Source organism: Aeromonas sp. s10 (assembly GCF_040907975.1).
Taxonomy (GTDB): domain Bacteria; phylum Pseudomonadota; class Gammaproteobacteria; order Enterobacterales; family Aeromonadaceae; genus Aeromonas; species Aeromonas caviae.
Genome location: NZ_JBFOCV010000035.1, coordinates 90,533 through 116,917 on the forward strand (window position 1 = coordinate 90,533; position 26,385 = coordinate 116,917).

The 26,385-nt window shown below is 60.5% G+C and carries 24 protein-coding genes; 13 read left to right on the forward strand and 11 right to left on the reverse strand.

Annotation, left to right across the window (positions count from 1 at the left end; all coding sequences use genetic code 11):
* Positions 1-54: 54 nt before the first annotated feature.
* The 8 genes from AB5Y59_RS11785 (at position 55) to mutT (ending at position 9,751) form a co-directional block, all read left to right on the forward strand.
* A complete protein-coding gene (locus AB5Y59_RS11785; protein ID WP_029314839.1) occupies positions 55-807 on the forward strand; it encodes a cell division protein FtsQ/DivIB in 753 nt (250 codons plus the stop codon).
* Positions 788-2,047: a cell division protein FtsA gene (ftsA, locus tag AB5Y59_RS11790; protein ID WP_010675832.1), complete on the forward strand. Its 1,260-nt coding sequence runs from the start codon at positions 788-790 to the stop codon at positions 2,045-2,047. The genes AB5Y59_RS11785 and ftsA overlap by 20 nt, the downstream gene beginning before the upstream one ends.
* A 39-nt stretch (positions 2,048-2,086) precedes the next feature.
* Positions 2,087-3,238 (forward strand): cell division protein FtsZ, encoded by a 1,152-nt coding sequence (ftsZ, locus tag AB5Y59_RS11795; RefSeq protein ID WP_005305686.1) that lies wholly within the window; start codon positions 2,087-2,089, stop codon positions 3,236-3,238.
* Positions 3,239-3,340: 102 nt separating this feature from the next.
* Positions 3,341-4,264, forward strand: coding sequence for a UDP-3-O-acyl-N-acetylglucosamine deacetylase (gene lpxC / locus AB5Y59_RS11800; protein ID WP_010675831.1), 924 nt, complete (start codon positions 3,341-3,343; stop codon positions 4,262-4,264).
* 140 nt (positions 4,265-4,404) lie between these two features.
* Positions 4,405-5,310, forward strand: a complete 906-nt coding sequence (locus AB5Y59_RS11805) for a M23 family metallopeptidase (protein WP_039040495.1) — start codon at positions 4,405-4,407, stop codon at positions 5,308-5,310.
* Positions 5,311-5,367: 57 nt separating this feature from the next.
* Complete coding sequence (secA, locus tag AB5Y59_RS11810) at positions 5,368-8,088, forward strand: preprotein translocase subunit SecA (protein WP_041211791.1); 2,721 nt, start codon at positions 5,368-5,370, stop codon at positions 8,086-8,088.
* A 65-nt stretch (positions 8,089-8,153) separates the two neighbouring features.
* Positions 8,154-9,338, forward strand: a complete 1,185-nt coding sequence (locus AB5Y59_RS11815; protein ID WP_319911634.1) for a tetratricopeptide repeat protein — start codon at positions 8,154-8,156, stop codon at positions 9,336-9,338.
* 8 nt (positions 9,339-9,346) lie between these two features.
* Positions 9,347-9,751, forward strand: coding sequence for an 8-oxo-dGTP diphosphatase MutT (gene mutT / locus AB5Y59_RS11820; protein ID WP_171864957.1), 405 nt, complete (start codon positions 9,347-9,349; stop codon positions 9,749-9,751).
* A 57-nt stretch (positions 9,752-9,808) separates the two neighbouring features.
* On the opposite strand, the gene yacG is transcribed toward mutT, so the two are convergent.
* The 9 genes from yacG to AB5Y59_RS11865 all read right to left on the reverse strand — a co-directional run bounded on the left by yacG (position 9,809) and on the right by AB5Y59_RS11865 (position 17,521).
* On the reverse strand, positions 9,809-10,003 hold the full coding sequence (gene yacG / locus AB5Y59_RS11825; RefSeq protein WP_223953957.1) for a DNA gyrase inhibitor YacG: 195 nt from the start codon (positions 10,001-10,003) through the stop codon (positions 9,809-9,811).
* A gap of 10 nt (positions 10,004-10,013) precedes the next feature.
* Positions 10,014-10,736, reverse strand: coding sequence for a cell division protein ZapD (gene zapD, locus AB5Y59_RS11830; protein ID WP_180344884.1), 723 nt, complete (start codon positions 10,734-10,736; stop codon positions 10,014-10,016).
* Positions 10,737-10,773: 37 nt separating this feature from the next.
* Positions 10,774-11,388, reverse strand: a complete 615-nt coding sequence (gene coaE, locus AB5Y59_RS11835) for a dephospho-CoA kinase (RefSeq protein WP_286701036.1) — start codon at positions 11,386-11,388, stop codon at positions 10,774-10,776.
* 18 nt (positions 11,389-11,406) lie between these two features.
* The gene (locus AB5Y59_RS11840) at positions 11,407-12,282 is read right to left on the reverse strand and encodes an A24 family peptidase (RefSeq protein WP_368212021.1); all 876 of its coding nucleotides are present in this window, start codon (positions 12,280-12,282) and stop codon (positions 11,407-11,409) included.
* Positions 12,283-12,359: 77 nt separating this feature from the next.
* Positions 12,360-13,601 carry a type II secretion system F family protein gene (locus AB5Y59_RS11845; protein WP_010675822.1) on the reverse strand — a complete coding sequence of 414 codons (1,242 nt, stop codon included), beginning with the start codon at positions 13,599-13,601 and terminating at the stop codon, positions 12,360-12,362.
* Between the two features lie 127 nt (positions 13,602-13,728).
* On the reverse strand, positions 13,729-15,435 hold the full coding sequence (gene tapB / locus AB5Y59_RS11850; RefSeq protein ID WP_041213997.1) for a PilB family type IVa pilus assembly ATPase TapB: 1,707 nt from the start codon (positions 15,433-15,435) through the stop codon (positions 13,729-13,731).
* Positions 15,436-15,438: 3 nt separating this feature from the next.
* Positions 15,439-15,873 carry a prepilin-type N-terminal cleavage/methylation domain-containing protein gene (locus AB5Y59_RS11855; protein ID WP_139737860.1) on the reverse strand — a complete coding sequence of 145 codons (435 nt, stop codon included), beginning with the start codon at positions 15,871-15,873 and terminating at the stop codon, positions 15,439-15,441.
* 310 nt (positions 15,874-16,183) lie between these two features.
* The gene (gene nadC / locus AB5Y59_RS11860; protein ID WP_368212023.1) at positions 16,184-17,047 is read right to left on the reverse strand and encodes a carboxylating nicotinate-nucleotide diphosphorylase; all 864 of its coding nucleotides are present in this window, start codon (positions 17,045-17,047) and stop codon (positions 16,184-16,186) included.
* Between the two features lie 3 nt (positions 17,048-17,050).
* A complete protein-coding gene (locus tag AB5Y59_RS11865; RefSeq protein ID WP_042015101.1) occupies positions 17,051-17,521 on the reverse strand; it encodes a TIGR02281 family clan AA aspartic protease in 471 nt (156 codons plus the stop codon).
* A gap of 128 nt (positions 17,522-17,649) precedes the next feature.
* Here AB5Y59_RS11865 and ampD point away from each other — a divergent pair, with 128 nt between their 5' ends.
* From ampD to lpdA, 5 genes are all read left to right on the forward strand, one after another.
* Positions 17,650-18,222 carry a 1,6-anhydro-N-acetylmuramyl-L-alanine amidase AmpD gene (gene ampD, locus AB5Y59_RS11870; protein WP_239054130.1) on the forward strand — a complete coding sequence of 191 codons (573 nt, stop codon included), beginning with the start codon at positions 17,650-17,652 and terminating at the stop codon, positions 18,220-18,222.
* A gap of 276 nt (positions 18,223-18,498) precedes the next feature.
* A complete protein-coding gene (gene pdhR / locus AB5Y59_RS11875; protein ID WP_010675815.1) occupies positions 18,499-19,263 on the forward strand; it encodes a pyruvate dehydrogenase complex transcriptional repressor PdhR in 765 nt (254 codons plus the stop codon).
* Between the two features lie 83 nt (positions 19,264-19,346).
* Positions 19,347-22,007, forward strand: a complete 2,661-nt coding sequence (gene aceE, locus AB5Y59_RS11880; RefSeq protein WP_039040509.1) for a pyruvate dehydrogenase (acetyl-transferring), homodimeric type — start codon at positions 19,347-19,349, stop codon at positions 22,005-22,007.
* Between the two features lie 120 nt (positions 22,008-22,127).
* Complete coding sequence (gene aceF / locus AB5Y59_RS11885) at positions 22,128-24,017, forward strand: pyruvate dehydrogenase complex dihydrolipoyllysine-residue acetyltransferase (protein WP_202044643.1); 1,890 nt, start codon at positions 22,128-22,130, stop codon at positions 24,015-24,017.
* 148 nt (positions 24,018-24,165) lie between these two features.
* Positions 24,166-25,593, forward strand: a complete 1,428-nt coding sequence (gene lpdA, locus AB5Y59_RS11890; RefSeq protein WP_010675812.1) for a dihydrolipoyl dehydrogenase — start codon at positions 24,166-24,168, stop codon at positions 25,591-25,593.
* 73 nt (positions 25,594-25,666) lie between these two features.
* Here the strand turns inward: lpdA and AB5Y59_RS11895 are convergent, their stop codons facing one another.
* Together AB5Y59_RS11895 and AB5Y59_RS11900 are read right to left on the reverse strand one after the other, a co-directional pair.
* Complete coding sequence (locus AB5Y59_RS11895) at positions 25,667-25,849, reverse strand: hypothetical protein (protein WP_017779057.1); 183 nt, start codon at positions 25,847-25,849, stop codon at positions 25,667-25,669.
* Between the two features lie 143 nt (positions 25,850-25,992).
* Positions 25,993-26,385: methyl-accepting chemotaxis protein (locus AB5Y59_RS11900; RefSeq protein ID WP_368212026.1), on the reverse strand; the 393-nt coding region annotated here is incomplete at its 5' end.

Below are 26,385 nucleotides of genomic sequence, written 5' to 3' on the forward strand. Positions count from 1 at the left end.
TGGCGAACCGGTCTGCAAGTGGCCGGCATGGCGCGTTTTACGGGGATCGATCGGGTGGAGGCAAGGGCACAAGGGCGCACCAAGGGGGGCTTCATCGCCGGGGTGGCATTTTTCATCCTGGTCATGTGGGGGCTCTACCAGACTGCGCTGGATGTTAAAGACTGGCTGACGGATGCCAGTCGGTTGCCCATGAGCGAGCTGTTGCTGCAGGGGCAACACGAATATTTGAAGGCCGATGAGTTGCGTGCTGCCGTGCTGGATGGTGCCGAACTTCGCAACTTCTTCGAGCTGGATGTGAACGAATTGCAGGCGCGTCTGAACGCTCTGCCCTGGGTGGCCCAGGTCTCGGTACGAAAGAAGTGGCCGAACAAGATCAAGGTCTATCTCACGGAACAGGATGTGGCGGCTCGCTGGAACGGCAACCGCTTCGTCAACACCAAGGGTGAGGTATTCAGTGCCCCGGACAGGGTGAAGAAGCCCCTGATGCAGTTGTCCGGGCCCGATGATCAGGCCGCCAAGGTGCTGGAAGCCAGCCATCAGTACGAAACGCTGCTGGCGGCCAAGGGATACAAGTTGCTGGGGGTGAATCTGACCCCCCGCCATGCCTGGGAACTGACCCTGGATGGCAACATTCAGCTGTTTGTGGGGCGCTCGGATATCGCGCTTCGTCTGCAGCGGTTTATCGATGCCTTTCCGGTCATCGAGCCCCGTGAGCGGGTTGCTTACGTGGATCTTCGATACGACACCGGGATGGCAGTTGGCTGGAAGAAAAGCGAAGAGAAAGTGAATGACCAACACCGCAGATAGAAATTTGATTGTCGGACTGGATATCGGCACGACCAAGGTGGCGGTACTGGTTGGCGAAGTATTGCCTGATGGCGAACTCAATGTCATCGGCATGGGCAGCCACGCTTCTCGCGGGATGGAGAAGGGCGGGGTCAATGACCTCGACTCCGTGGTCAAGTCCCTGCGCCGCGCGGTGGAAGAGGCCGAGATGATGGCCGACTGCCAGATCAGTTCCGTCTATCTGGGGCTGTCCGGCAAGCACATCGATTGCCGCAACGAGACCGGCATGGTGCCCATCTCCGACGAAGAGGTGACCCAGGAGGATGTGGACAACGTCATCCACACCGCGAAGTCGGTGCGGTTGTCGGACGAGCTGCGGGTGCTGCACGTGCTGCCCCAGGAGTTCGCCATCGACTATCAGGAAGGGATCAAGAACCCGGTCGGTCTCTCCGGCGTGCGGATGGCAGCCAAGGTGCATCTCATCACCTGCCACAACGACATGGCGCGCAACATCGAGAAGTGTGTGGAGAAGGTGGGTCTGCGGGTGGATCAGCTGATCTTCTCCGCCCTGGCCTCCAGCTACGCCGTGCTGACCGAAGACGAGAAGGAGCTGGGTGTCTGCGTGGTGGACATCGGTGGCGGCACCATGGACATGTCGCTCTTTACCGGCGGCGCCCTGCGTCACACCAAGGTGATTCCCTATGCCGGCAGCACGGTGACCAGCGACATCGCCTATGCCTTCGGCACGCCGCCGCTGGATGCGGAGGCGATCAAGGTGCGCTACGGCTGCGCCCTCGGCCGCCTGGTCAGCAAGGAAGACAATATCGAAGTGCCCAGTGTCGGCGGTCGCCCGGCGCGCAGCCTGCAACGGCAGACACTGGCGGAAGTGATTGAACCCCGTTACACCGAGTTGCTCTCCATGGTGAATGACGAGCTGGTGCGGGTGCAGAGCGAATTGAAGGCACAGGGGGTCAAGCATCAGCTGGCCGCCGGTGTGGTCTTGACCGGTGGCGCGGCCCAGATCGAAGGCATTGTGGAGTGCGCAGAGCAGATCTTCCAGAGCCAGGTCCGGGTGGGCGAGCCCATGAATATCCGGGGATTGAGTGATTACGTACAGGCACCGGTGTACTCGACTGCGGTCGGGTTGTTGCAGTACGGCCGCACCAACCAATCCACCGGCAGTAACAAGGAATATGCCGCCAAGGCAAGCGTAGGTGGGCTGGTCAAACGGGTCAGCAACTGGTTGCGTGGCGAGTTCTAAAGATTTTGCTGAGTCAGGCAAATAAAGCGGAGAGACAACATGTTTGAATTTATGGATAGCCACACTGACGAAGCCGTCATCAAGGTGATAGGTGTGGGTGGCGGCGGCGGCAACGCAGTCGAGCACATGGTTCGTCAAAACATCGAGGGTGTCGAGTTCATCACCGTGAACACCGACGCCCAGGCACTGCGCAACTCCAGTGCCAATACCACCTTGCAGATCGGCGGTGGCATCACCAAGGGTCTGGGTGCCGGGGCCAACCCGGAAGTGGGTCGTGACGCCGCCATGGAAGACAGGGAAGCGCTGCGCGAGCTGCTGACCGGTTCCGACATGGTGTTCATCGCTGCCGGCATGGGTGGTGGTACTGGTACAGGTGCTGCACCGATCGTGGCCGAAGTGGCCCGCGAGATGGGTATCCTGACCGTTGCCGTCGTGACCAAGCCGTTTTCCTTCGAAGGGAAGAAGCGGATGGGCTTCGCCGCTCACGGCATCGAAGAGCTCTCCAAGAACGTCGACTCCCTGATCACCATCCCCAACGACAAGTTGCTGAAGGTGCTGGGTCGCGGCATCTCCCTGCTGGACGCCTTCAAGGCGGCCAACGACGTGCTGCTGGGTGCAGTACAGGGCATCGCCGAGCTGATCACCCGCCCGGGCCTCATCAACGTCGACTTCGCGGACGTGCGTACCGTGATGCGCGAGATGGGTACCGCCATGATGGGTACCGGCTCCGCCTCCGGTGACGACCGTGCCGAAGAAGCGGCCGAGAAGGCCATCTCCAGCCCGTTGCTGGAAGACGTGGATCTGGCCGGTGCCCGCGGCATCCTGGTCAACATCACTGCCGGCATGGACATGACCATCGAAGAGTTCGAGACCGTGGGTAACGCGGTCAAGGCCTTCGCGTCCGAGAACGCCACCGTGGTGGTGGGTACCGTAATCGACCCGGAAATGCACGACGAACTGCGCGTTACCGTAGTGGCGACCGGTATCGGTGCCGAGCGCAAGCCCGACATCACCCTGGTCAAGAACAACATGGTTCAAGAGCGTCCGGCCCGTCAGCCCCTGATCAGCGAAGCCCTGCAGTCTCGCGTGATGGAAGAGGCCCCGGCCAAGGTGGTGAACGCCGAGCCGCAAGCTCGTCGCGAACCGGATTATCTCGATATTCCTGCGTTTCTGCGCAAGCAGGCAGACTAAGCCTCTGATGGCTCTGGTTTGTTTGTTGCTTAAGGATTGTGCTAAGATGGCCCGGCAACGACCATCTGGTCAGGAATTTGAGCTGTTAAAGCGGATACGCCCATGATTAGACAAAGAACCTTGAAAACGAGTGTCCAGGCCACCGGTGTGGGCCTGCATTCGGGCCGGAAAGTCACTATGACGTTCCGTCCGGCGCCTGTTAACACAGGGATCGTTTACTTGCGTACCGATCTGAATCCTGTGGTCGCGCTGCCAGCCAACGCCGATCAGGTGCGTGATACCGTGCTTTGTACCGCTCTGGTGAACGAAGCCGGTGTTCGCGTGTCGACCATCGAACATCTGTCTGCCGCTCTGGCCGGGATGGGGATCGACAACCTCTATGTCGAGGTTGATGCCCCCGAGATCCCGGTAATGGACGGCAGTGCGCATCCGTTCATCTATCTGCTGCAGGAAGTGGGTATTCGTGAACAGAACGCGCCCAAGCAGTTCGTGCGGATCAAGCAGAGCATCCGGGTTGAAGACGGCGACAAGTGGGCGGAATTCCACCCCTATCGCAACGGCTTCAAGATGGATCTCGAGATCGATTTCCAGCATCCGGTGTTTGAAGGCCGCAACCAGCGTTGCGTGCTGGACTTCTCCGGCAGCTCCTTCGTGAAAGAGATCAGCCGTGCCCGTACCTTCGGCTTCATGCGTGACATCGAGTACCTGCGTTCCCAGAACCTGGCACTGGGCGGCAGCCTGGAAAACGCCGTGGTGCTGGATGACTACCGGGTGCTGAACGAAGATGGTCTGCGCTACGAAGATGAGTTCGTGAAGCACAAGATGCTGGATGCCATCGGCGATCTGTACATGTGCAATCGCAGTATCATCGGTGAATTCCGTGCCTACAAGACGGGCCATGCCCTGAACAACAAGCTGCTGCGTGCCCTGCTGGCCCAGCAGGAGGCCTGGGAACTGGTGACCTTCGAGGGTGAGGGCGACAAAGCGCCTATCGCTTACTACGACAACGGTCTGGTTCTGGCCTGATAGCTGTGCAACAGGACGTCGGTCATCTCTCCGCACCGACGTCCTGTCATTTGTTTATTCCATCCTTTAATACCGATTATCTCCCGGTTTTATTGCCCGTGCAGGCCCTTGGCCTCACCTGACCGAGAAGACAGATTTCTATGAGCATTACCCTGATCCTCCACGGTAAGCAGCGCCGCAGGTTGCACTTACCCAAACAACGTCTGGCCTGGGTCGGCGGTATTCTCTTCACTGTATTGGCCTTGGGGGGCGGCTGGCTCTGGCAGAGCTGGCAGCAGAAAATGGAGGCGCTGGAAGTGGCGCTGACCCTGGCGCAGCAGCAAAAATCCACGCAAGGGGCCGATGAAGCCCGCGAACAGCTTGCCATGCTGGCCGCCCAGGTGGGCACCATGCAGGGACAACTTGGTCGCCTCAACGCCCTCGGCGAGCGCCTGACCGAGAAGGCGGACCTCGATCCCGAGGAGTTCAACTTCAAGGAGCTGCCCCCCATGGGCGGCCCTTCCTACGATGCAGACCTGGAAGTCAGCCTGGGTGAACTGCAAGATTCCATGGAACACCTCAGCCGTCAGCTCAGCAGCCGCGAAGAACAGCTGTCGGTACTTGAATCCTTCATCATGAACCACCATATCACCGATGCGGGTTTCATCCCCGGCTCACCGGTCAAGCAGGAGCGTGTCTGGATCTCCTCCGGTTTCGGTGGGCGGGTCGATCCGTTCAACGGTCGCGCCAAGATGCACAAAGGGGTGGATTTCCGCGGCAGGCCCGGCACCCCCATCCTGGCGACAGGCAAGGGGATTGTCAGCTGGGCGGGGCGCCATCCGGAGTTTGGCAACATGGTGGAGATTGACCATGGCAATGGTCTGGTCACCCGCTATGCCCACAATTCCAAGTTACTGGTGGATGTGGGCACCCTGGTCGATGAGGGCCAGAAGATTGCCCTGATGGGGCGAACCGGTCGTGCAACCGGAGTTCATTTGCATTACGAAGTGTTGAAAGATGGTCGTCAGGTCAACCCCGCGCGCTTTCTGAATGCCAGACGGGGTTAGGTTTTTTCTTCAGGTTCCAGTGACGGAACGCTTATATAACCAAAACAGTTGGTACCCATGATTAGCACACTGCTCACCAAGATTATCGGCAGCCGGAACGACAGAACGCTCAAGGCTTTGCGCAAAATTGTAAAACAAATCAATGCGATGGAGCCTCAGTTCGAGGCACTGTCCGATCAGGAACTGCAGGCGAAGACCGCCGAGTACCGTCAGCGTCTGGAGCAGGGCGAAACACTGGAGCAGTTGCTGCCGGAAGCGTTCGCCACCGTCCGTGAAGCCTCCCGCCGTGTGTTCGGCATGCGTCACTTCGACGTCCAGCTGATCGGCGGCATGGTGCTGAACTCCAACCGCATCGCCGAAATGAAGACAGGTGAAGGTAAAACCCTGACGGCCACCCTGCCGGCCTACCTGAACGCCCTGACCGGCCGCGGTGTGCACGTCGTGACGGTGAACGACTATCTGGCCAAGCGTGATGCGGAAGCCAACCGCCCGCTGTTCGCCTTCCTCGGCATGACGGTGGACTGCAACGTGCCCGGCATGGATGCGTCCCAGAAGCGCGATGCCTACGCTGCCGACATCACCTACGGTACCAACAACGAATTCGGTTTCGACTACCTGCGCGACAACATGGCATTCTCGCCGGAGCAGCGTGTACAGCGTCCGCTCAACTACGCGCTGGTGGATGAGGTGGACTCGGTGCTCATCGATGAAGCCCGCACCCCGCTCATCATCTCCGGTCCGGCGGAAGACAGCTCCGCCATGTACACCCAGATCAACAAGTTGATCCCGCTGCTGGTCAAGCAGGACAAGGAAGACTCCGAGGAGTACACCGGCGACGGCCACTACACGGTAGACGAGAAGAACCGCCAGGCGCTGCTGACCGAAAACGGCCAGATCTTCGTGGAAGAGCTGCTCAAGAAAGAGGGACTGCTGGCCGAGGATGACTCCCTGTTCTCCGCCACCAATATCAGCCTGCTGCATCACGTCAATGCCGGCCTGCGCGCGCACACCCTGTTCGAGCGCAACGTCGACTATATCGTCCAGAAAGACGAGATCGTCATCGTCGACGAGCACACCGGCCGCACCATGCCGGGTCGTCGCTGGTCAGACGGTCTGCACCAGGCGGTCGAGGCGAAGGAAGGGGTCAAGATCCAGAACGAGAACCAGACCCTGGCCTCCATCACCTTCCAGAACTACTTCCGTCTGTACGACAAGCTGGCAGGCATGACCGGTACTGCGGATACCGAAGCCTTTGAATTCCAGCAGATCTATGGCCTGGATACCGTGGTCATCCCGACCAACAAGCCGATGGTGCGCAAGGACATGGGCGATCTCGTCTACCTGACCGCCCAGGAGAAATACGCGGCCATCGTGCAGGACATCCGCGAGTGCGTGAAGCGCGGCCAGCCCGTGCTGGTCGGTACCGTCTCCATCGAGAACTCCGAGCTGCTCTCCGGCATCCTGACCAAGGAAAATATCCCGCACAAGGTACTGAACGCCAAGTTCCATGCCATGGAAGCGGAGATCGTCGCCCAGGCCGGCCAGACCGGCGCCGTCACCATCGCCACCAACATGGCCGGTCGTGGTACCGACATCGTGCTGGGCGGCAACTGGCAGGCGGAGATCGCCCAGCTGGAAAACCCGTCAAGCGAGCAGATTGCCGAGCTGAAAGCGGCCTGGCAGGTGCGTCATGACGAAGTGCTGGCGGCCGGTGGCCTGCACATCATCGGTACCGAGCGTCACGAATCCCGTCGTATCGACAACCAGCTGCGCGGCCGTTCCGGTCGTCAGGGTGATCCGGGTTCCTCCCGCTTCTACCTCTCCATGGAAGATACCCTGATGCGGATCTTCGCCTCCGACCGCGTGACCGGCATGATGAAGAAGCTGGGCATGGAAGAGGGCGAGGCCATCGAGCATCCCTGGGTAACCAAGGCCATCGAGAATGCCCAGCGCAAGGTGGAAGGTCGCAACTTCGACATCCGTAAAAACTTGCTCGAGTTCGACGACGTGGCCAACGATCAGCGCAAGGTGGTCTACGAGCAGCGCAACGAACTGCTGGACACCAACGACATCTCCGAGACCATTCACGTCATCCGTGACGACGTCTACGGCGCCATCATCGACGAGTACATCCCGCCCCAGTCCCTGGAAGAAATGTGGGACGTGCCGGGTCTGGAAGCGCGTCTGAAGTCCGATTTCGCCCTGGATCTGCCGCTGCAGCAGTGGCTGGCGGAAGACGACAAGCTGTATGAAGAGAAGCTGCGCGAACGCATCCTGGATGAAGCCACCAAGCTCTATGCCCACAAGGAAGAGCTGGTCGGCAAGGAGGTGCTGCGCAACTTCGAGAAGGCGGTGATGCTGCAAACGCTGGATGGTCTGTGGAAGGAGCACCTAGCGGCCATGGATCACCTGCGCCAGGGCATCCATCTGCGCGGCTACGCCCAGAAGAACCCCAAGCAGGAGTACAAGCGCGAATCCTTCGATCTGTTCACCCAGATGCTGGAGACCCTCAAGCGCGACGTGGTCAGCATCCTGAGCCGGGTACAGGTGCAGGAGCGGGATGTGGAGGCGATGGAAGAGCAGCAGCGCCAGCAGGCCGAAGCAGCTCCCCGTACCTACACCCATGCCACGGCCGAAAACCAGCTGGCTGACGAGGATACGGGTGGGGCCGAGGGCCATACCACCTTCGTGCGCGACGAGCAGAAGATCGGGCGCAATGATCCCTGCCCCTGTGGTTCGGGTAAAAAATACAAGCACTGTCACGGTCAGCTGACCTGACACCCTGCCATGATGAATACACCGCCTCCGGGCGGTGTATTCATTTTCGGACCAAGGAGGGGACGATGAGCAGATTGCCGGCGGGATGGGATGGGGAGGCACATGGGCACTGGCTGCAGGAGAGACGCCAGGAGGCGATCCGTTGTGTGCTGAGCAGGCTGAACGCAGAGACGAACAAATCTGTTCCCCTGCAACTGCAGTTTGCCTATTACCTCTTTTTGTCCGGCGATCCCGCCTCGGCGGCCCAGGTGCTGACGCTGGCGTACCGGTCCGCGCCCGATAACACTGAGGTGCTGCGCAATCTCTGTGTCTGCCTCTCGCGCTCCGAACAACATGAGCGGGCCGTGATGCACCTGGTCGAACTGGTGCGGCGCGAGCCGGATGATTATCTGGTCCATGACGGGCTTTGCACTTCCCTTGCCAAGCTAGGACGCCATGAAGAAGCGGCACAAGCGGGAACCCGTGCCCTGACTCTCAAGGATGAGGCCGTCTCGCAGCCTGTCGCGGGGTGGGTGCTGCCGGCAGAGGGGCCGGATGACTGGCTCGCGGAGCAGGGGGAGAAGCAGGCAGTCATCGCCTTCTCCTTGTGGGGAGTACAGCCCCGCTATTTGCGGGGAGCGCTCGACAATGTGCTGGCCGCAGCTTACCTCTATCCGGGCTGGCGGGTGCGTTTTTATGTGGATGGCAGTGTCCCTCAGGGGTTTCTGGCCTGCCTGCAAGAACATGGCGCCGAGATAAAGGTGCAGCCCGATGGCCAATCCCAGCGTCAGCGCCTCTGCTGGCGCTTCCAGGTCGCCAATGATCCCGGAGTGGGGCGCTTTCTTGTGCGCGATGCGGACTCCGTGCTGAATCTGCGGGAGCGGCTTGCGGTCGATGACTGGCTTGCATCGGGGCGCTGGTTCCATATCATGCGTGACTGGTGGAGCCACACCGATCTGGTGCTGGCCGGCATGTGGGGCGGTGTGGCCGGTGTGCTGCCTCCCCTTGCGCCGCTGATGGCGAGCTATCAGCCCAGTACCATGGAAACACCGAACATCGACCAGTGGTTCTTGCGAGACTGTTTATGGCGCTATCTGCGCCAGAGCGCGCGGGTACACGATCGTTGTTTCACTCCGCCCGGTGCGGTGCCCTGGCCGCAGGTTGCGCCGCCGGGCAATGAGCATGTCGGGCAGGATCTCTTCAGGGCCTGGGGGGATCAGCAGGCCATTCGGCTTGCCCCCTGGATCGCCCGTTTGCCGTGTTTACGCTGAGGACAATGATGGAACAGAAGAAACGGATCTGGGTGGCGGTGGGCGTCATCGAGAACGAACGGGGCGATATCTTCATCGCCAAACGCTCAGCCGATCGCCATCAGGGGGATCGCTGGGAGTTTCCCGGCGGCAAGGTGGAGTCGGGGGAGGATCTGCTCACCGCGCTGGACAGGGAATTGTGGGAAGAGATCGGGATCCGGGTGCAGGATTGTGCCCCCTTCATGGAGCTGCACCACGATTACCCCGACAAGCAGGTCTTGCTGGATATCTGGAAGGTGACCCGCTTCCACGGCGAGCCCTTTGGCAAGGAGGGACAGGAGTGCCGCTGGGTGCCACTGGCCTCGCTGCACGAATACCGCTTCCCGGATGCCAACGGCCCCATCGTCGCGCGGTTGCAGGCCTCGCTAGCCTGAAAGGGAATCGATACCAACGAAAAAGGGCCTGAGGGCCCTTTTTTGATCGTGAAGTGTTTATTGCCAGGGATCGCTCTGTTCCGGGTCGGGCAGCAGATCCGGGTTGATCTCGCCCGGGATGCGCTTCTGTTCATCCGCCCACTCGCCGAGGTCGATCAGCTGGCAGCGCTTGCTGCAGAAGGGGCGAAACGGGCTCTGCGGGCCCCATTCGATCTCGCTCTGACAGGTCGGGCACTTTACCTTGGTCACCATGGGGCGCTCCTCAACAACAGGCGAGCTGGAAGGAAACGTCGCCTATCTGCTGTTCCGTCGTCGGCAGGAAGCGCAGGGCGAAGCGGTTCTTGTGGCCGCTCAGGGTCGGATAGCAGGGCTGGGTGCCCGCCAGACGGATGCGGATCAGTTCAGCCCCTTCGGCGGTATCCTGGAAGAAGCCGTTGGTGGCCACCTGGTCGCTGAAGTTGCCCGACTCGCGCCACAGGCGCAGCAACAGGGAGATGGCGTTCATCAGCAAGGTGATGTCACTCAGCCATTGCTGCATCTGCTGGTGGCGGATGACGGCCGGGGTCGCCAGCCAGTGGTGCAGTTGCGGCACATCGAAGGCGCACAGACCACCCGGAATGGAGAAGCGCTGACGAATGGAGCCGAGCAGGCGATCCTCTTTCAGACGGGCGCCGGGGCGCGGGGAGTTCAGCAGGTTGCGGGAGAGCTGGGTACTCTCCTGCTGCATCCGCTGGATCTGCTCGAGATCGACGTCAGGCAGACTGGCCCAGTGGTTTAGGCGTTGGCCGAGGCGCTCCAGATCCTTGATGAGATCGGCACGCAGGTCACCACGCTCCAGCAACTCCTGCAAATCGAACAACCCCTTGAAGAAGGCGATATGTGCCCAGGACTGGTCACTCTCCAGATTGTCGCGGATCTGGGAAAACAGGGACTCCAGACGAAGATAGGTCCGGCTTTTTTCATTGAGGGGGAAATCGTAAATCATGCCTAATCCTGGCCAGCCATAAACCGGCCTAGTGTACTCACAGTTGGTGGGCTTGTTGAGAGGCAAATGCCAGATATGTCTGGTGCAGGGCGAAAATTCGCTGCCCGATGGTCTCACTCGTACCACTCTGGTTGTCCAGGACGTCGTCGGCCATCGCCAGGCGCTCGCTGCGGCTCGCCTGGGACGCCAGTATCGCCTGGGCCTGTTCCCGACTGACGCCATCGCGGTGGCAGGTACGCTCGATTTGCGTCGCTTCGTCCACATCGATCACCAGTACCCTATCGGCGAGGGAAGTGAGCCTGTTTTCCACCAGCAAGGGGACGACCAGCAGGCAGTAGGGGGAGCGGGTTGCCGCACACTGGCGCAGCATCTCGCTGCGGATGAGGGGATGGAGCAGGGCATTGAGCCACTCCTTAGCCTGCGAGTCGGTGAAGATCCGCTCTCGCAGCCGGCGGCGATCGAGCTGGCCATCGGGGGCAACGACATCCGGGCCAAAATGGGCGGCGATGGCAGCCAGAGCAGGGGTGCCGGGCTCCACCACCTCGCGGGCGATGATGTCCGCATCCACCACCTCGATGCCCAGCTCGGCAAAGCGGTTGGCAACCGTGGTCTTGCCGCTGCCGATTCCCCCTGTGATTGCGACTACATACATGGGTCAGAGATCCTTTTGCTAGAGCACGACATCAAGATACCAGCGGGTGATGCTATCGCCCCACAGCAGCGTTATCCAGCCCGCGATGGCGAGATAGGGGCCAAAGGGAATGGGTTTGCCCTGGTGGTGATTGCGCAGCAGGATGAGACCGATGCCGATGATGGCGCCTGCCAGCGAGGAAAGCAGCAGCACGATGGGCAAGGCTTGCCAGCCGAGCCAGGCGCCCAGCGCCGCCAGCAGTTTGAAGTCGCCATAGCCCATCCCTTCCTTGCCGGTCAGCAGCTTGAAGGCCCAGTAGAGGCTCCAGAGCACCAGATAGCCCGCCATGGTACCGATCACCGCATCGGCCAGGGGCACGAAACCGCCCGCCAGATTGAACAGCAAGCCACCCCAGAGCAGGGGCAGGGTGAGCTGATCCGGCAAGAGCATCTTGTCCAGGTCGATGAAGGTCAGTGCGACCAATGTCCAGGTGAGCAGCAGAGCGGCAAGGGTGCCCCAGCCGGGGGCAAGCGCGGCTGCTACCGAGACCGACAGCAGGGCGGTGAGCAGCTCGACCAGGGGATAGCGAGCCGAAATGGGGGCGTGGCAGTTGCGGCAGCGCCCCCTGAGCCATAGCCAGCTCAGCAGGGGAATGTTCTCCAGCGCCCCTATGGAGTGGTCGCAGTGGGGGCAGCGGGAGCGAGGTACCATGAGGTTGTATCGTCCGGTTGCAGGAGGAGTCTCTTCACCGTCACCGAAATAGTCGCTGTATTCGGCATGCCAGGCCCGCTCCATCATGATGGGCAGGCGATGGATCACCACGTTCAGGAAGCTGCCCACCATCAGGGAGAAAAGGAAAATCAAGGAGAGATAGAGCCAGGGCAAGCCCTGGGCCAGTTCGATCAAAGGCACCATAGATCAATCGCTTGTGTCGGGAACGGGGATGACAGATGGCCGGGGGAAATGCACCGCCTGGCCCTCTGTCGAGGGGGTCAGTGTATCACAGAGCCCAGCTTGAAAATGGGGAGGTACATGGCTACTACCATGCCGCCGACCAGCACCCCGAGCACCACCATGATGATGGGTTCGAGCAGGCTGGTGAGGCCGTCGACCATGTCGTCCACCTCCTGTTCGAAAATGGCGGCGACCTTGGAGAGCATGTCGTCGATGGCGCCGGATTCCTCACCGATCATCACCATCTGGGTCACCATGTCGGGGAAAAGATCCACGGTGCGCATGGCGACGTTGATCTGCATGCCGGCCACCACCTCGTTGCGAATGGCCATGGTCGCAGTGCGATAGACATAGTTGCCGGATGCTCCGGCCGCCGAGACCAGGGCATCCACCAGCGGGATACCGGCGGAGAAGGTGGTGGAGAGAGTGCGGGCAAAGCGGGCCATGGCCGCCTTGTGCAGTATGTTGCCCACCACGGGAATGGTGAGGATGAACTTGTCCGTGTTGTCCCTGACCTTCTGGGATTTTCGCCAGGCCCGCACATAGAGGAAGACGGCGAGAGCAGCGCCGCCAAAGATGGCGTACCACCACTCCTGCATAAAGCGGGAGATGGCGATGACGAACCGGGTGAAGGCGGGCAGCTCGGCACCGAAGCTCTTGAAGATATCCTCGAACTGGGGAATGACGAAGAGCAGCAGGATGGAGGTGACGACGATGGCTACCAGAATGACCATGGACGGATAGAACATGGCCTTCTTGATCTTGGATTTGAGGGCTTCGTTCTTCTCGCGGTAGATGGCGATACGGTCGTAGATGGTCTCCAGTGCACCGGATTGCTCCCCGGCCTCGACCAGGTCGCAATAGAGGTCGTCGAAGTGGCGGGGATGGCGGCGCAACGCCTCCGAGAGCGGGGTGCCTGTTTCCACATCGGCGGCGATCTGGCCGATGAGCTCGCGCACCGCCGCTTTCTCGTGGCCACGAGCGATGATCTGAAGACTCTGCACCAGAGGCACGCCGGCGGAGAGCATGGTAGTGATCTGGCGGGAGATGACGGCGATGTCCATCGGCTTGATCTTGGCACCGCCCTTGGAGAAGAGCCCCTGGCTCTGCTTGCTGACCCTGGTGACGTTGACGCCCTGCTTGCGCAGCTCGGCCTTGACGGTGGTGATGCTGTCGGCTTGCAGCTCGCCGGAGACCTTCTGTCCCTTGCGGTTGACGCCGTGCCAGCGGTAGGAGAAGACTTTTTTCGGTGCGTTGCGTTTTTGAGCTAATGTGGCCATCACTGCATCCTGCAATTGGGCGACGGTGGCCGGATGCTGCTGCCTGTCCGGCTCATCTTGGCTTGAAGAAGGTCATCGGGGTGATTACAGCGGCTTCACCCGGCGAGATGACTCGGGCACTGCGAACTCAGTTGGTGGTGATCCTGTTGATTTCGGCCAGACTGGTGACGCCAAGACGCGCTTTCTCGAGGCCGGATGTGCGCAGGGTGCGCATCCCTTCCTTTTGGGCTATCGCGGCAATCTGCAGCGAGTTGGCTCCCTGCATGATGAGTTTGGCGATGTTGTCGGACATCAGCATGATCTCATAGATGCCGACCCGGCCTCTGTAGCCTCCCGAGCACTCCTTGCATCCCACGGGCTTGAACAGCCGCAACCCGGCGGCCAGTTGCTGCTGGGTGAAGCCCAGCTCCAGCAACTCGGCTTCCGGCACCACTTCCGGCGCCTTGCAGTGATCGCAGAGTTTGCGGGCAAGGCGCTGGGCCATGATGAGGGTGACCGAAGAGGCGATGTTGAAGGCCGGCACCCCCATGTTCATCATCCGGGTGAGCGTTTCTGCCGCCGAGTTGGTGTGCAGGGTGGAGAGCACCAGGTGACCGGTCTGGGCGGCCTTGATAGCGATCTCGGCGGTTTCCAGATCCCGTATCTCCCCCACCATGACGATGTCGGGATCCTGGCGCAGGAAGGAGCGCAGGGCGCTGGCGAAGGTGAGCCCCGCCTTGGGATTGATCTGCACCTGGTTGACGCCGGGCAGGTTTATCTCGACCGGATCTTCGGCGGTGGAGATATTGACCTCGCTGGTGTTGAGGATGTTGAGGCCGGTATAGAGTGAGACCGTCTTGCCTGACCCCGTCGGGCCGGTCACCAGGATCATGCCCTGAGGTTTGGAGAGGGCGTGCAGGTATTGCGTCTTCTGCCGGTCGTCAAAGCCGAGTTGATCGATATTGAGCCGGGCGGCCGAGGAGTCCAGCAACCGGATCACGATCTTTTCGCCCCACATGGTGGGCAGGGTGTTGACCCGCATGTCCATGGATCTGTTGCGTGAGATCTTGAGCTTGATCCGGCCATCCTGGGGCAGGCGCCGTTCGGCAATGTCGAGCCGCGCCATCACCTTGAGGCGAGCCGCGAAGCGGTTGGCCAGGTTGACCGGCGGCGTGGCGACTTCGTGCAGTATGCCGTCTACCCGAAAGCGGATCCGGTACTTGGTCTCGTAGGGTTCGAAATGCAGGTCGGAGGCCCCGCGCTTGATGGCATCCATCATGATCTTGTGGATGTATTTGACGATGGGGGCGTCATCGTCCGCGGTGTTGACGCTCTCGTCGAGGCGGGAACTCTCGTCGGAGACCTCGAGTTCGGAGATCTCGGCCTCGTCGATATGATCCATGCCCAGGGTATCCTGCTCGCTCTCCATCAGCTTGCCGATGGCGGCGGTCAGCTTGCTCTCTTCGACCAGCAGGGCTTCCGTGTGCAGGCCAAAACTGAAACCAAAATCCTCCAGAGCCGACACATTGGTCGGATCGGACATGGCGATATAGAGGGTATGCCCCTGGGTGTAGATGGGCAGGACATGGTGCTTTTCAATCAGCTTTTGATTGAGGTATTTCTGCGGGATCTCGGCGAGATCGAAGGCCGCCAGATCCAGCAGAGGTACCCCATATTCCAGCTCGCAGAAATCGGCGAGGGCTTTGCTGTCGAGGATGTCGTTTTCAATCAGGAAGGTGACAAAGGGCTTGCGCTGCGCCTTGGCCTGGCTCAGATAGCGCTGTGAGTCCGGCTCACTGAGGAGGGAAGAAGCGGCCAAGCTGGTGGCCAGGCCGCTATTGAGGCTAGAGGTCATGCGTTAGCATTTGCCGTCGGTGACGCAAGAGCCAGAAATTTTCCACAAAACTTGCCGTCCGGCTTGGACTGCTCCAGAAGTTACCAGCTGATAAGTGGAATTATCCAGAGCTTCGGCTGCTGTACCGGTAATGGTAATGATGCTACCAGCATTGGAAACAGCGACGTTATCAAAATTATCGGTTTGTGCACTGGCACCAGATACTGCATTGTTACCTGCTGCTGCACAACTGTTACCAAGGGCTGCAGATGTGCCAGCCCACCCTTGAACGCAGACTTCTACGGCGGTCTTGGCCGGACCTACAGCGGCAATGACCTCGGAGAATTTGGCGCGTTTGGTATAGCTCTGATACGCCGGCAAGGCGATAGCGGCGAGGATGGCGACGATCGCAACGACGATCATCAATTCGATTAGCGTAAACCCTGACTGTCTTTTCATGTGAAATATCCTTTTTTCCATGTTTCCTGATAAGCACCGGTGGAATGCTATCCACGCTGGTATCTTATCCGAGCGCTTCGGGTTGGCAACAGAGGCGGGGAGCTTGTTAGCCACTTTTATGTCATTTAGTGAAATGTGTAGAAAAATCAAAGATTAAATGGCTTCCATTGGCACTTGTCATGAGGCGGGAGGGCCCATCTTCACACTCCTTATGTCGTGGGATCCTGCATAAAGAAAAGGCGCCGATGGCGCCTTTTGCAAGTTTCGAGCCCTGTAATATTTTTGGGCACGAGCAACGGATGGGGCTTGCTCAAGCCGCGACAAAGCGCATGGAGAGATCCAGTGCCCGCACATGCTTGGTCAGCGCTCCCACCGAGATGAAGTCGATCCCGGTCGCGGCGTATCCGGCAAGGGTATCGAGGGTGACGTTGCCGGAGACTTCCAGCTTGGCTCTGCCCTGATTGAGGCGAACAGCGTCCTGCATCATGGGGATGTCGAAGTTGTCCAGCATCACGATGTCGGCCCGTGCGGCCAGGGCCTGCTCCAGCTCGGCCAGGGATTCGACCTCGACTTCCACCGGTTTGTCCGGATTGAGGCGGCGCGCTTCGCTGATTGCTTCAGCGATGCCACCGCAGGCGAGAATGTGGTTCTCCTTGATGAGGTAGGCATCAAACAAACCGATACGGTGGTTTTTGCCGCCGCCGCAGGTGACCGCATATTTCTGGGCGCTGCGCAGGCCGGGCAGGGTCTTGCGGGTATCGAGCAGGCGGCAGTCAGTGCCTTCCAGCTCGGCCACATAACGGGCGGTCAGAGTGGCGACCCCGGAAAGGGTCTGCACGAAGTTCAGCGCATTGCGCTCGCCGGTCAGCAGCACGCGGGCGGGGCCATGGAGGCGGAACAGCTCCTGATTGGGGGCAAGGCGTTCACCATCTTGCACTTTCCACTCGACCTTCACTTCGCCACCGAGCTGGGCAAACACCTCGTCGACCCAGGGCTGGCCGCAGAAGACGCCCGCCTCGCGGGTGATGACTCGCGCGGTCGAGATGCGATCGGCCGGGATCAGCTGGGCCGTGATGTCGGCGCCGGCATCCGGTTGATCCAGCGCGGTGAGGGCATCGCCCAAGTCTTCGAGAAGTGCGGCGCGCACGGCGCGGCGGATGTCCTGTTGTAACATGCCTTATTCCTGCAAGGGTCTGAGAAGCAATTGCCTGTCTTTCTGGCGCAATTCCAGCCTGCCCAGGGCATTCATGCCCACCAGGATCTCCTCCCCGTCGGCAGCCGGATTGATAAAGACGGACAAATCGTACAGGGTCAGCGGACCCATCGCCAGACTTTCGATCCGGCCGGTTTCGACCTGGATCTCTCCGGCTGCCGTATTGACACGGCTGCGGCCCGTGGCGACGAGGCCGAGCCGGGCGGCCACCTGGCTCGGTATGGTCACCCGGGTTGCTCCTGTGTCCAGCAGCAGTTGCACCGGCTGGTCGTTGATGGCACCCTCCAGACGATAATGGCCGCTGGCATCGGCCCTGAGCAGCAGATCGCCGCTGGCGGTCACCGACGGTTGTTCACGACCATGAAAGTAGAGGGTCAGCAGACCCAGCAGCGAGAGCCAGGCGAGCAGCCAGAGACGGCGTGCCATCGGGTGCATAGTGTGTCCCATATCGCGCGAGTGAATGGCTCAGCCTAACATAGCGTTATCCATGAATTCAGAGACTTGTTCCCAGTTTTCCCATCCCGCCAGAGGCACATCGCTTCCATTTGTGAGTCGAGCAGACGATGACACAACCCACAACCCTGTTTTCCATCGATCGAGAAGGATGGTGCGAGCAGGCCCGCAAGGTGCCTTCCCCCCATCACAATGAGAGGCTCAGCCCGGAGGATGTCTCCTTGCTGGTGATACACGGCATCAGCCTGCCCCCCGGGCAGTTTGGTGGCCCCTTTATCGACGATCTGTTTCTGGGGCGGCTCGATCCCGGTGCTCACCCCTATTTCGCCGGTATTCATCAACTGAGGGTCTCGGCCCACTGCCTGATCCGCCGCGATGGGGAACTGGTACAGTACGTGCCTTTTGGCGCCAGGGCATGGCATGCGGGAGTCTCGAGCTGGGAGGGGAGGGAGGCGTGCAACGATTTTTCCATCGGGATCGAACTGGAAGGGACCGACGAGCTTCCCTACAGCGACAAGCAATACGAGGTACTGTCGGACCTTAGCCGGGCGATTGTGCACCGTTATCCCGCCATCACGGCGGACCGTATTGTCGGTCACTGCGACATCGCGCCGGGCCGCAAGACGGATCCGGGTGACAGTTTCGAATGGCCTCGCTATCGGGAAAAACTTAACTTTGAGTGAAAAATCTAAAAATTATTTTGTGTTTTTAGAATCAATGGCTTGCCTTGTCTGGCAAGCCATTTTTCATGCTGTTGGCCAAATGTTATCGATGAGCAAGCTCACAAATATTGGTCAGACCATTTTCTATGAGCTATATCATGATTCCGCGTTTTTACCCCCAAAGTGGCAACCGAGCTTCTTGATTCAGATCATCTTTTGGGTGGACTTTTTTCAAGCCCTCTGCTAATTTTCGCCCCAATCATAAAATTGGTAATACCAATTTAACAAAGTAGCCTCATGCCCTATATCAAGATAACTCAGCCCAAGCTGGCCGACGCCATTGTCGCCGAGCTGGAAAGCATGATTCTGGAAGGCAGCCTGCAGCCGGGCCAGAAGTTGCCGCCCGAGCGGGAACTCGCCATCCAGTTTCAGGTGTCGCGCCCTTCCTTGCGCGAAGCCATCCAGCGCCTGGAAGCGAGAGGACTCTTGTATCGTCGTCAGGGCGGTGGCACTTACGTACAAAATGCCCTGAGCAAGGGGATCGCCGACCCCCTGTTCGAACTGCTCAGCACTCACCCGGAAGCCCAGTACGACCTGCTGGAGTTTCGTCACGCGCTGGAAGGCATCTGTGCCTACTATGCGGCGCTGCGGGGCACCGAGGCTGATTTCGAACGGATTCGCCTGGCGCAAGCCGCCATCGAAGAAGCCGGTCAGCAAGGGTCGCTGGTGGTCGAATCGGCCGCCGTGACCCAGTTCTATCTGGCCGTGGCCGAGGCCTCCCACAACGTGGTGCTGCTGCACCTGTTGCGGGCCATGGGCCCCATGCTCGAGCAGAACATTTTACGCAATAACGAAATTTTGAATCGCCGTCCGGGAGTGGTCGCCAAGATCCGTCGCCATCGTGCGAGCCTGATCGAGGCTATCCTGTCGGGGGCTCCGGAGCGGGCCAGGGCTGCTTGTCATGAGCACCTGGCCTTTATCGAGGACACCTTGTTGGATATGCAGAGGGAAGACAGCCGGATCCAGCGATCCATGCGTCGGATCCGTCAGCAGGAAAACTAATCCCACAAGGCTTTCTTAATTGTCGAATGCTTGCGCCCTTCGCCGTGCAATGCCGTGCAATCACAACAACATAGGAACCAGCCATGTCTGATATCCTGAAGAACGATGTGGACCCGATAGAAACGCTGGAGTGGCTTGCCTCTCTGGAATCCCTGCTGCGTGAAGAGGGTCCGCAACGCGCTCAGTTCATCCTTGAACAGTTGGCCGAGAAAGCCCGCGCAAGCGGTGTGGACGTGGCTGCCAAGGCAAACCGCGACTACATCAACACCATCCCGTCCAGCGACGAGCCGGCTTACCCGGGCGACCTGGAAATGGAACGCCGCATTCGCGCCATCATCCGCTGGAACGCCATGATGATCGTGCTGCGCGCTTCCAAGAAAGATCTGGACCTGGGTGGTCACATGTCTTCCTTCGCTTCTTCCGCGACCATCTACGAAGTCTGCTACAACCACTTCTTCCGTGCCCGCAACGAGAAGGACGGTGGCGATCTGGTCTACTTCCAGGGTCACATCTCCCCGGGCATCTACGCCCGCGCATTCGCCGAAGGTCGCCTGACCGAAGAGCAGCTGGACAACTTCCGTCAGGAAGTGGATGGCAAGGGTATCCCTTCCTACCCGCACCCGAAACTGATGCCGGAATTCTGGCAGTTCCCGACCGTTTCCATGGGTCTGGGCCCCATCGCCGCCATCTATCAGGCGCGTTTCCTGAAGTACCTGACCGACCGTGGCATCAAGGATTGCTCCGAGCAGACCGTTTACGCCTTCCTGGGTGACGGCGAGATGGACGAGCCGGAAGCCAAGGGTGCCCTGACTGTTGCCGTGCGTGAAAAGCTCGACAACCTGGTGTTCGTGGTCAACTGCAACCTGCAGCGTCTGGATGGTCCGGTTGTCGGCAACGGCAAGGTCATCAACGAGCTGGAAGGTCTGTTCGCCGGCGCTGGCTGGGACGTGACCAAGGTCATCTGGGGTCGCAAGTGGGATGAGCTGCTGAAGAAAGACACTTCCGGCAAGCTGATCCAGCTGATGAACGAGACCGTGGATGGTGACTACCAGACCATGAAGTCCCGTGACGGTGCCTACGTGCGCGAGCACTTCTTCAACCGTTACCCGGAAACCGCCGCGCTGGTCAAAGACATGACCGACGAGGAGATCTTCGCCCTGAACCGCGGTGGTCACGATCCTCGCAAACTGTTCGCTGCCTTCTCCAAGGCTGCACAGACCAAGGGCAAGCCGACCGTGATCCTGGCCAAGACCATCAAGGGCTATGGCATGGGCGAAGCGGCCGAAGGCAAGAACATCGCTCACCAGGTCAAGAAGATGGATCTGGGCTCCGTGCGTCACCTGCGCGATCGTTTCAACCTGCCGGTCACCGACGAGCAGCTGGAAAACCTGCCTTACCTGAAGATCGAAGAGGGTACCGAAGAGCACAAGTACCTGCACGCCCGCCGTGCCGCACTGAAGGGCTATGTACCGACCCGTCTGCGCGAGAGCACCACCAAGCTGGAAATCCCGGCGCTGGATGCCTTCGGTCCGCTGCTGGGTGAACAGGCGCGCGAAATCTCCACCACCATGGCGTTCGTGCGTTCCCTGAACGTGATGCTGAAAGACAAGTCCATCGGCAAGCGCATCGTCCCGATCCTTGCTGACGAAGCCCGTACCTTTGGTATGGAAGGCCTGTTCCGCCAGATCGGTATCTACAGCCCGCACGGTCAGCAGTACACCCCGCAAGACCGCGACATCGTCTCCTACTACAAGGAAGACAAGCAGGGTCAGGTTCTGCAAGACGGTATCAACGAGCTGGGCGCCATGTCCTCCTGGCTGGCTGCTGCCACCTCTTACAGCACCAACGACTGCCCGATGATCCCGTTCTACATCTACTACTCCATGTTCGGCTTCCAGCGGATCGGCGACATGGCGTGGGCAGCCGGTGACCAGCAAGCCCGTGGCTTCCTGCTGGGCGCGACCTCCGGTCGTACCACTCTTAACGGAGAGGGCTTGCAGCACGAAGATGGTCACAGCCACATCCTGGCCAACACCATCCCGAACTGCATCTCCTACGACCCGTCCTACGCCTATGAAGTGGCGGTGATCGTACAGGACGGCCTGCGCCGCATGTACGGTGAGAACCCGGAAAACGTGTTCTACTACATCACTACCCTGAACGAGAACTATGCCATGCCGGCCATGCCGGAAGGCGCCGAGGAAGGCATCCGCAAGGGTATCTACAAGCTGGAAACCGTGGCCGGCACCAAGGCCAAGGTACAGCTGCTGGGTTGTGGTTCCATCCTGGGTCACGTGCGTACTGCCGCCCAAATCCTGGCCAGCGAGTACGGCGTGGGTTCCGACGTGTTCAGCGTCACCTCCTTCAACGAACTGGCTCGTGACGGTCAGGACGCGGATCGCTGGAACATGCTGCACCCGACCGCCGAAGCGCGTGTGCCCTACATCGCTCAGGTACTGGGCAGCGAAGCCACCATCGCCGCGACCGACTACATGAAGTCCTTCGCCGATCAGGTGCGTGCCTTCGTTCCGACCGAGAACTACCGTGTACTGGGTACCGACGGTTACGGCCGCTCCGACAGCCGTGCCAACCTGCGTCGTCACTTCGAAGTGAACGAGTTCTACGTAGTGGTTGCTGCCCTGACCGAACTGGCCAAGCGCGGCGAGGTAGACAAGCAGGTTGTGGCCGAAGCCATCGCCAAGTACGGCATCGATGCCGACAAGGTCAACCCGCTGTACGCGTAAGAGGATTGAGTGTCGCGCCGGGTATCCGGCGCGACCTTGCCTGGGTTTAAACGGATAACGCGGGATGCGCGTGGTGATGCTCAGGCTGCCACGCGGATGCACGCAAGAGGATAAAGCGCAATGTCCAAACAGATTATGGTGCCGGATATCGGTGCTGATGAAGTTGAAGTCACCGAGATCATGGTGGCCGTGGGTGACAAGGTCGAACTGGACCAGTCCCTGATCGCCGTGGAAGGTGACAAGGCCTCCATGGAAGTCCCGGCCCCCGCCGCCGGTATCGTCAAAGAGATCCTGATCAAGGTGGGCGACAAGGTTGCCACCGGTTCCCAGATCATGGTCTTCGAAGCCGAGGGTGCTGCCGCACCGGCTCCGGTCCAGGCTGCTGCCCCGGTTGCTGCCGCGCCGGCCGCCGCTGCTGCCGCTCGCCAGGACGTCAACGTGCCGGACATCGGTGGTGACGAAGTCGAAGTGACTGAGATCATGGTTGCCGTGGGCGACATGGTTGAAGCCGACCAGTCCATCATTGCCGTGGAAGGTGACAAGGCCTCCATGGAAGTGCCGGCACCGTTCGCCGGTCGCGTGGTCGAGATCAAGGTTGCCGCCGGCGCCAAGGTTTCTACCGGCTCCCTGGTGATGGTCTTTGAAGTGGCGGGCGCTGCCCCGGCCGCTGTTGCCGCGCCGGCTCCTGCTGCTGCCCCCGTGGCTGCCGCTGCTCCGGTTGCCGCCGGTGCCAAGGACGTCAACGTGCCGGACATCGGCGGTGACGAAGTGGAAGTGACCGAAATCATGGTCGCCGTGGGTGACAAGGTTGAAGCCGACCAGTCCCTGATCACCGTGGAAGGCGACAAGGCCTCCATGGAAGTGCCTGCGCCGTTCGCCGGTGTGGTCAAGGAGATCAAGGTGAAGGCGGGTGACAAGGTCTCCACCGGTTCCCTGATCATGGTATTCGAAGTGGCGGGTGCCGCTCCGGCTGCCGTGGCTGCTCCGGCTCCTGCCGCAGCGCCTGTTGCTGCCGCTCCGGCTGCCGCCGCTCCTGCGCCGGTTGCCCAGGCTGCTGCCGCCTCCGATTTCGTCGCCAACGACGCCTATGTCCACGCCTCCCCGGCTGTACGCCGTCTGGCGCGCGAGTTCGGTGTCAACCTGGCCAAGGTGAAAGCCTCCGGTCGCAAGGGTCGCATCGTCAAAGAAGACGTGCAGGCTTACGTGAAGGATGCGGTCAAGCGCGCCGAGTCCGCTCCGGCTGCCGGCACCGGCACTGGCAACGGTATGAGCGTCGTGGCCTGGCCGAAGGTTGATTTCAGCAAGTTCGGCCCTGTCGAAGAGCTGGAACTGACCCGTATCCAGAAGATCTCCGGTCCTGCCCTGCACCGCAACTGGGCCATGATCCCCCACGTCACCCAGTTCGACGAAGCCGATACCACGGATCTGGAAGCGTTCCGCAAAGAGCAGAACATCCTGGCCGAGAAGCAGAAGCTGGACGTGAAGATCACCCCGCTGGTGTTCATCCTGAAGGCGGCCGCCAAGGCCCTGGAAGCCCATCCGCGCTTCTGCAGCGCCCTGTCCGAAGACGGCAGCAAGCTGATCATGAAGAAGTACATCCACATCGGTGTGGCGGTGGATACCCCCAACGGTCTGGTGGTTCCGGTGGTTCGCGACGTCAACAAGAAGGGCATCCACGAGCTGTCCCGCGATCTGGCCGAGATCTCCAAGAAGGCCCGTGCCGGCAAGCTGACCGCTGCCGACATGCAGGGCGGTTGCTTCACCATCTCCAGCCTGGGTGGCATCGGCGGTACCAGCTTTACCCCGATCGTCAACGCGCCGGAAGTGGCCATCCTGGGCGTCTCCAAGTCCGAGATGAAGCCGAAGTGGAACGGTAAAGAGTTCGTGCCGCGCCTGATGCTGCCGCTGGCTCTGAGCTACGACCACCGCGTCATCGATGGCGCCGACGGTGCCCGCTTCATCACCACCCTGAGTGGTGTGTTGTCCGACATTCGTCGACTGGTCCTGTAAGTGAGAGGGCGGGCCCAGAGCCCGCCCTTTTTGCTTCTCATTTCGTTAACAGGATTGTAAACTTGCCCCGTTTTTTTCACGGCTGCAGCGGCCTTGTTTGGCATAAGACTGTGCTGTCCGGGGATATAAGAACGACAAAGAGGTCATGATGAGTAAAGAAATCAAAACCCAGGTCGTAGTACTGGGTGCTGGCCCTGCCGGTTATTCCGCTGCCTTCCGTGCGGCTGACTTGGGTCTGGATACCATTATCGTCGAGCGTTACTCCACCCTGGGTGGCGTCTGCCTGAACGTGGGTTGCATCCCGTCCAAGGCACTGCTGCACGTCGCCAAAGTCATTGAAGAAGCCAAGGCGCTGGCCGAGCACGGCATCGTCTTCGGTGCCCCGCAGACCGACATCGACAAGGTGCGTCTGTGGAAAGAGAAGGTCATCAACCAGCTGACCGGCGGTCTGGCTGGCATGGCCAAGATGCGTAAAGTCCAGGTCGTGAACGGCTTCGGCAAGTTCACCGGTCCGAACACGCTGGAAGTGGAAGGCGCCGACGGCAAGACCACCGTCACCTTCGACAACGCCATCATCGCCGCCGGTTCCCGTCCGGTTAAGCTGCCGTTCATCCCCCATGACGACCCCCGCGTATGGGACTCTACCGATGCGCTGGAGCTGACGACCGTTCCTGGCAAGCTGCTGGTCATCGGTGGCGGCATCATCGGTCTGGAGATGGGTACCGTGTACTCCTCCCTGGGTTCCGAGATCGACGTGGTGGAATTTGCCGACCAGCTGGTACCGGCTGCCGACAAAGACATCGTCAAGATCTACACCAAGCGCGTTGCCAAGAAATTCAACATCATGCTGGAGACCAAGGTCACCGCCGTTGAAGCCCGTGAAGACGGCCTGTACGTCTCCTACGAAGGCAAGCACGCCCCGGCCGAGCCGGTTCGCTACGACAACGTGCTGGTTGCCGTTGGCCGTGTGCCGAACGGCAAGATGCTGGATGCCGAGAAGGCCGGTGTTGCCGTCAACGAGCGCGGTTTCATCGAGGTGGACAAGCAATTGCGTACCAACGTGGCCCACATCCACGCCATCGGCGACATCGTCGGTCAGCCCATGCTGGCCCACAAGGGTGTACACGAAGGCCACGTGGCGGCCGAAGTCATCGCCGGCAAGAAGCACTACTTCGACCCGAAAGTGATTCCGTCCATCGCCTATACCGAGCCTGAGATGGCCTGGGTGGGTCTGACCGAGAAGGAAGCCAAGCAACAGGGTCTGAACTTCGAAGTCGCCACCTTCCCGTGGGCTGCTTCCGGTCGCGCCATCGCGTCCGACTGCTCCGACGGCATGACCAAGCTGATCTTCGACAAGGAGAGCGGCCGCGTCATCGGTGGTGCCATCGTGGGTACCAACGGCGGTGAACTGCTGGGTGAAATCGGTCTGGCCATCGAGATGGGTGCCGACGCCGAAGACATCGCGCTGACCATCCATGCTCACCCGACTCTGCACGAGTCCGTGGGTCTGGCTGCCGAAGTGTTCGAAGGCTCCATCACCGACCTGCCGAACGCCAAGGCCAAGAAGAAAAAATAATCTTCTGCCCGTTTCATAAGAAAAGCCGCTCCATGGAGCGGCTTTTTGTTGTCTGTCTTTCGGCACCCAGCGGTCAGCAGCGCCCCTTCTTGGCCTGTCCCGGTGGGCAGAAGGTACCGTAGCCTCCGCGATCCCCATCACTGACCCGGATCCGGGTATCGTCCACGCTCACATCGGCCCCGTGCACCCGCACGGGCCCGCTGCTGCAGGCACTGAGCAGCCCCCCCAGCACTATCATCACGACCAGCTTGCCCATCATACCTCCTCGCGTTTTCCTGATTATGAGGCATGTGGCAGGGCGGTGGGAGACGACGTATCCCCCGTGCGTCACGGCTTGCCGTGGTCATGAAGAAGGGCGCCGAAGCGCCCTGGTGCGGGTCAGGAAGAGGTGCCGGACGCTCAGAGTCGGAAGTTGCCGACCAGCTTGTCGAGCTCGCCGGAGAGGTGCTGCAGGTTGCGGCTCGACTCGGTCAGGTGATGGGCGATATCGGCGGTCTCCATGGTGAGCTGGTTGATGTCCTCCACGTTGCGGTTGAGTTCGCCCACCACGCTCGACTGCTCTTCGGTGGCGGTGGCGACCTGGATGTTCATGTCGCTGATCTGGGTGATGTGCCCGGTGATCTGGTCGAGGGCGCCGTTGGCCTCGTCGGCCTGGGTCACCACCCGCAGGCTCTGATTGCGGCCCTGGGCCATGGCGCTGACGGCGCGGGCGCTCTGCTCCTGGAGGCTGTTGATCATGCCCTGGATCTCGGCGGTGGAGGCGGCGGAGCGGCTGGCGAGGTTGCGCACCTC

Excerpts from the sequence above, each read along its gene's own strand:
- lpdA (WP_010675812.1), top strand. The coding sequence starts at position 24,166 with ATGAGTAAAGAAATCAAAACCCAGGTCGTAGTACTGGGTGCTGGCCCT.
- yacG (WP_223953957.1), bottom strand. The coding sequence starts at position 10,003 with ATGGTGACCAAGGTAAAGTGCCCGACCTGTCAGAGCGAGATCGAATGG.
- aceF (WP_202044643.1), top strand. The coding sequence starts at position 22,128 with ATGTCCAAACAGATTATGGTGCCGGATATCGGTGCTGATGAAGTTGAA.
- lpxC (WP_010675831.1), top strand. The coding sequence starts at position 3,341 with ATGATTAGACAAAGAACCTTGAAAACGAGTGTCCAGGCCACCGGTGTG.
- nadC (WP_368212023.1), bottom strand. The coding sequence starts at position 17,047 with ATGTTACAACAGGACATCCGCCGCGCCGTGCGCGCCGCACTTCTCGAA.
- ftsA (WP_010675832.1), top strand. The coding sequence starts at position 788 with ATGACCAACACCGCAGATAGAAATTTGATTGTCGGACTGGATATCGGC.
- AB5Y59_RS11845 (WP_010675822.1), bottom strand. The coding sequence starts at position 13,601 with ATGGCCACATTAGCTCAAAAACGCAACGCACCGAAAAAAGTCTTCTCC.
- aceE (WP_039040509.1), top strand. The coding sequence starts at position 19,347 with ATGTCTGATATCCTGAAGAACGATGTGGACCCGATAGAAACGCTGGAG.
- coaE (WP_286701036.1), bottom strand. The coding sequence starts at position 11,388 with ATGTATGTAGTCGCAATCACAGGGGGAATCGGCAGCGGCAAGACCACG.
- ftsZ (WP_005305686.1), top strand. The coding sequence starts at position 2,087 with ATGTTTGAATTTATGGATAGCCACACTGACGAAGCCGTCATCAAGGTG.
- AB5Y59_RS11855 (WP_139737860.1), bottom strand. The coding sequence starts at position 15,873 with ATGAAAAGACAGTCAGGGTTTACGCTAATCGAATTGATGATCGTCGTT.
- ampD (WP_239054130.1), top strand. The coding sequence starts at position 17,650 with ATGACACAACCCACAACCCTGTTTTCCATCGATCGAGAAGGATGGTGC.
- AB5Y59_RS11895 (WP_017779057.1), bottom strand. The coding sequence starts at position 25,849 with ATGGGCAAGCTGGTCGTGATGATAGTGCTGGGGGGGCTGCTCAGTGCC.
- mutT (WP_171864957.1), top strand. The coding sequence starts at position 9,347 with ATGGAACAGAAGAAACGGATCTGGGTGGCGGTGGGCGTCATCGAGAAC.
- pdhR (WP_010675815.1), top strand. The coding sequence starts at position 18,499 with ATGCCCTATATCAAGATAACTCAGCCCAAGCTGGCCGACGCCATTGTC.
- secA (WP_041211791.1), top strand. The coding sequence starts at position 5,368 with ATGATTAGCACACTGCTCACCAAGATTATCGGCAGCCGGAACGACAGA.
- tapB (WP_041213997.1), bottom strand. The coding sequence starts at position 15,435 with ATGACCTCTAGCCTCAATAGCGGCCTGGCCACCAGCTTGGCCGCTTCT.
- AB5Y59_RS11815 (WP_319911634.1), top strand. The coding sequence starts at position 8,154 with ATGAGCAGATTGCCGGCGGGATGGGATGGGGAGGCACATGGGCACTGG.
- AB5Y59_RS11805 (WP_039040495.1), top strand. The coding sequence starts at position 4,405 with ATGAGCATTACCCTGATCCTCCACGGTAAGCAGCGCCGCAGGTTGCAC.
- zapD (WP_180344884.1), bottom strand. The coding sequence starts at position 10,736 with ATGATTTACGATTTCCCCCTCAATGAAAAAAGCCGGACCTATCTTCGT.
- AB5Y59_RS11840 (WP_368212021.1), bottom strand. The coding sequence starts at position 12,282 with ATGGTGCCTTTGATCGAACTGGCCCAGGGCTTGCCCTGGCTCTATCTC.
- AB5Y59_RS11865 (WP_042015101.1), bottom strand. The coding sequence starts at position 17,521 with ATGCACCCGATGGCACGCCGTCTCTGGCTGCTCGCCTGGCTCTCGCTG.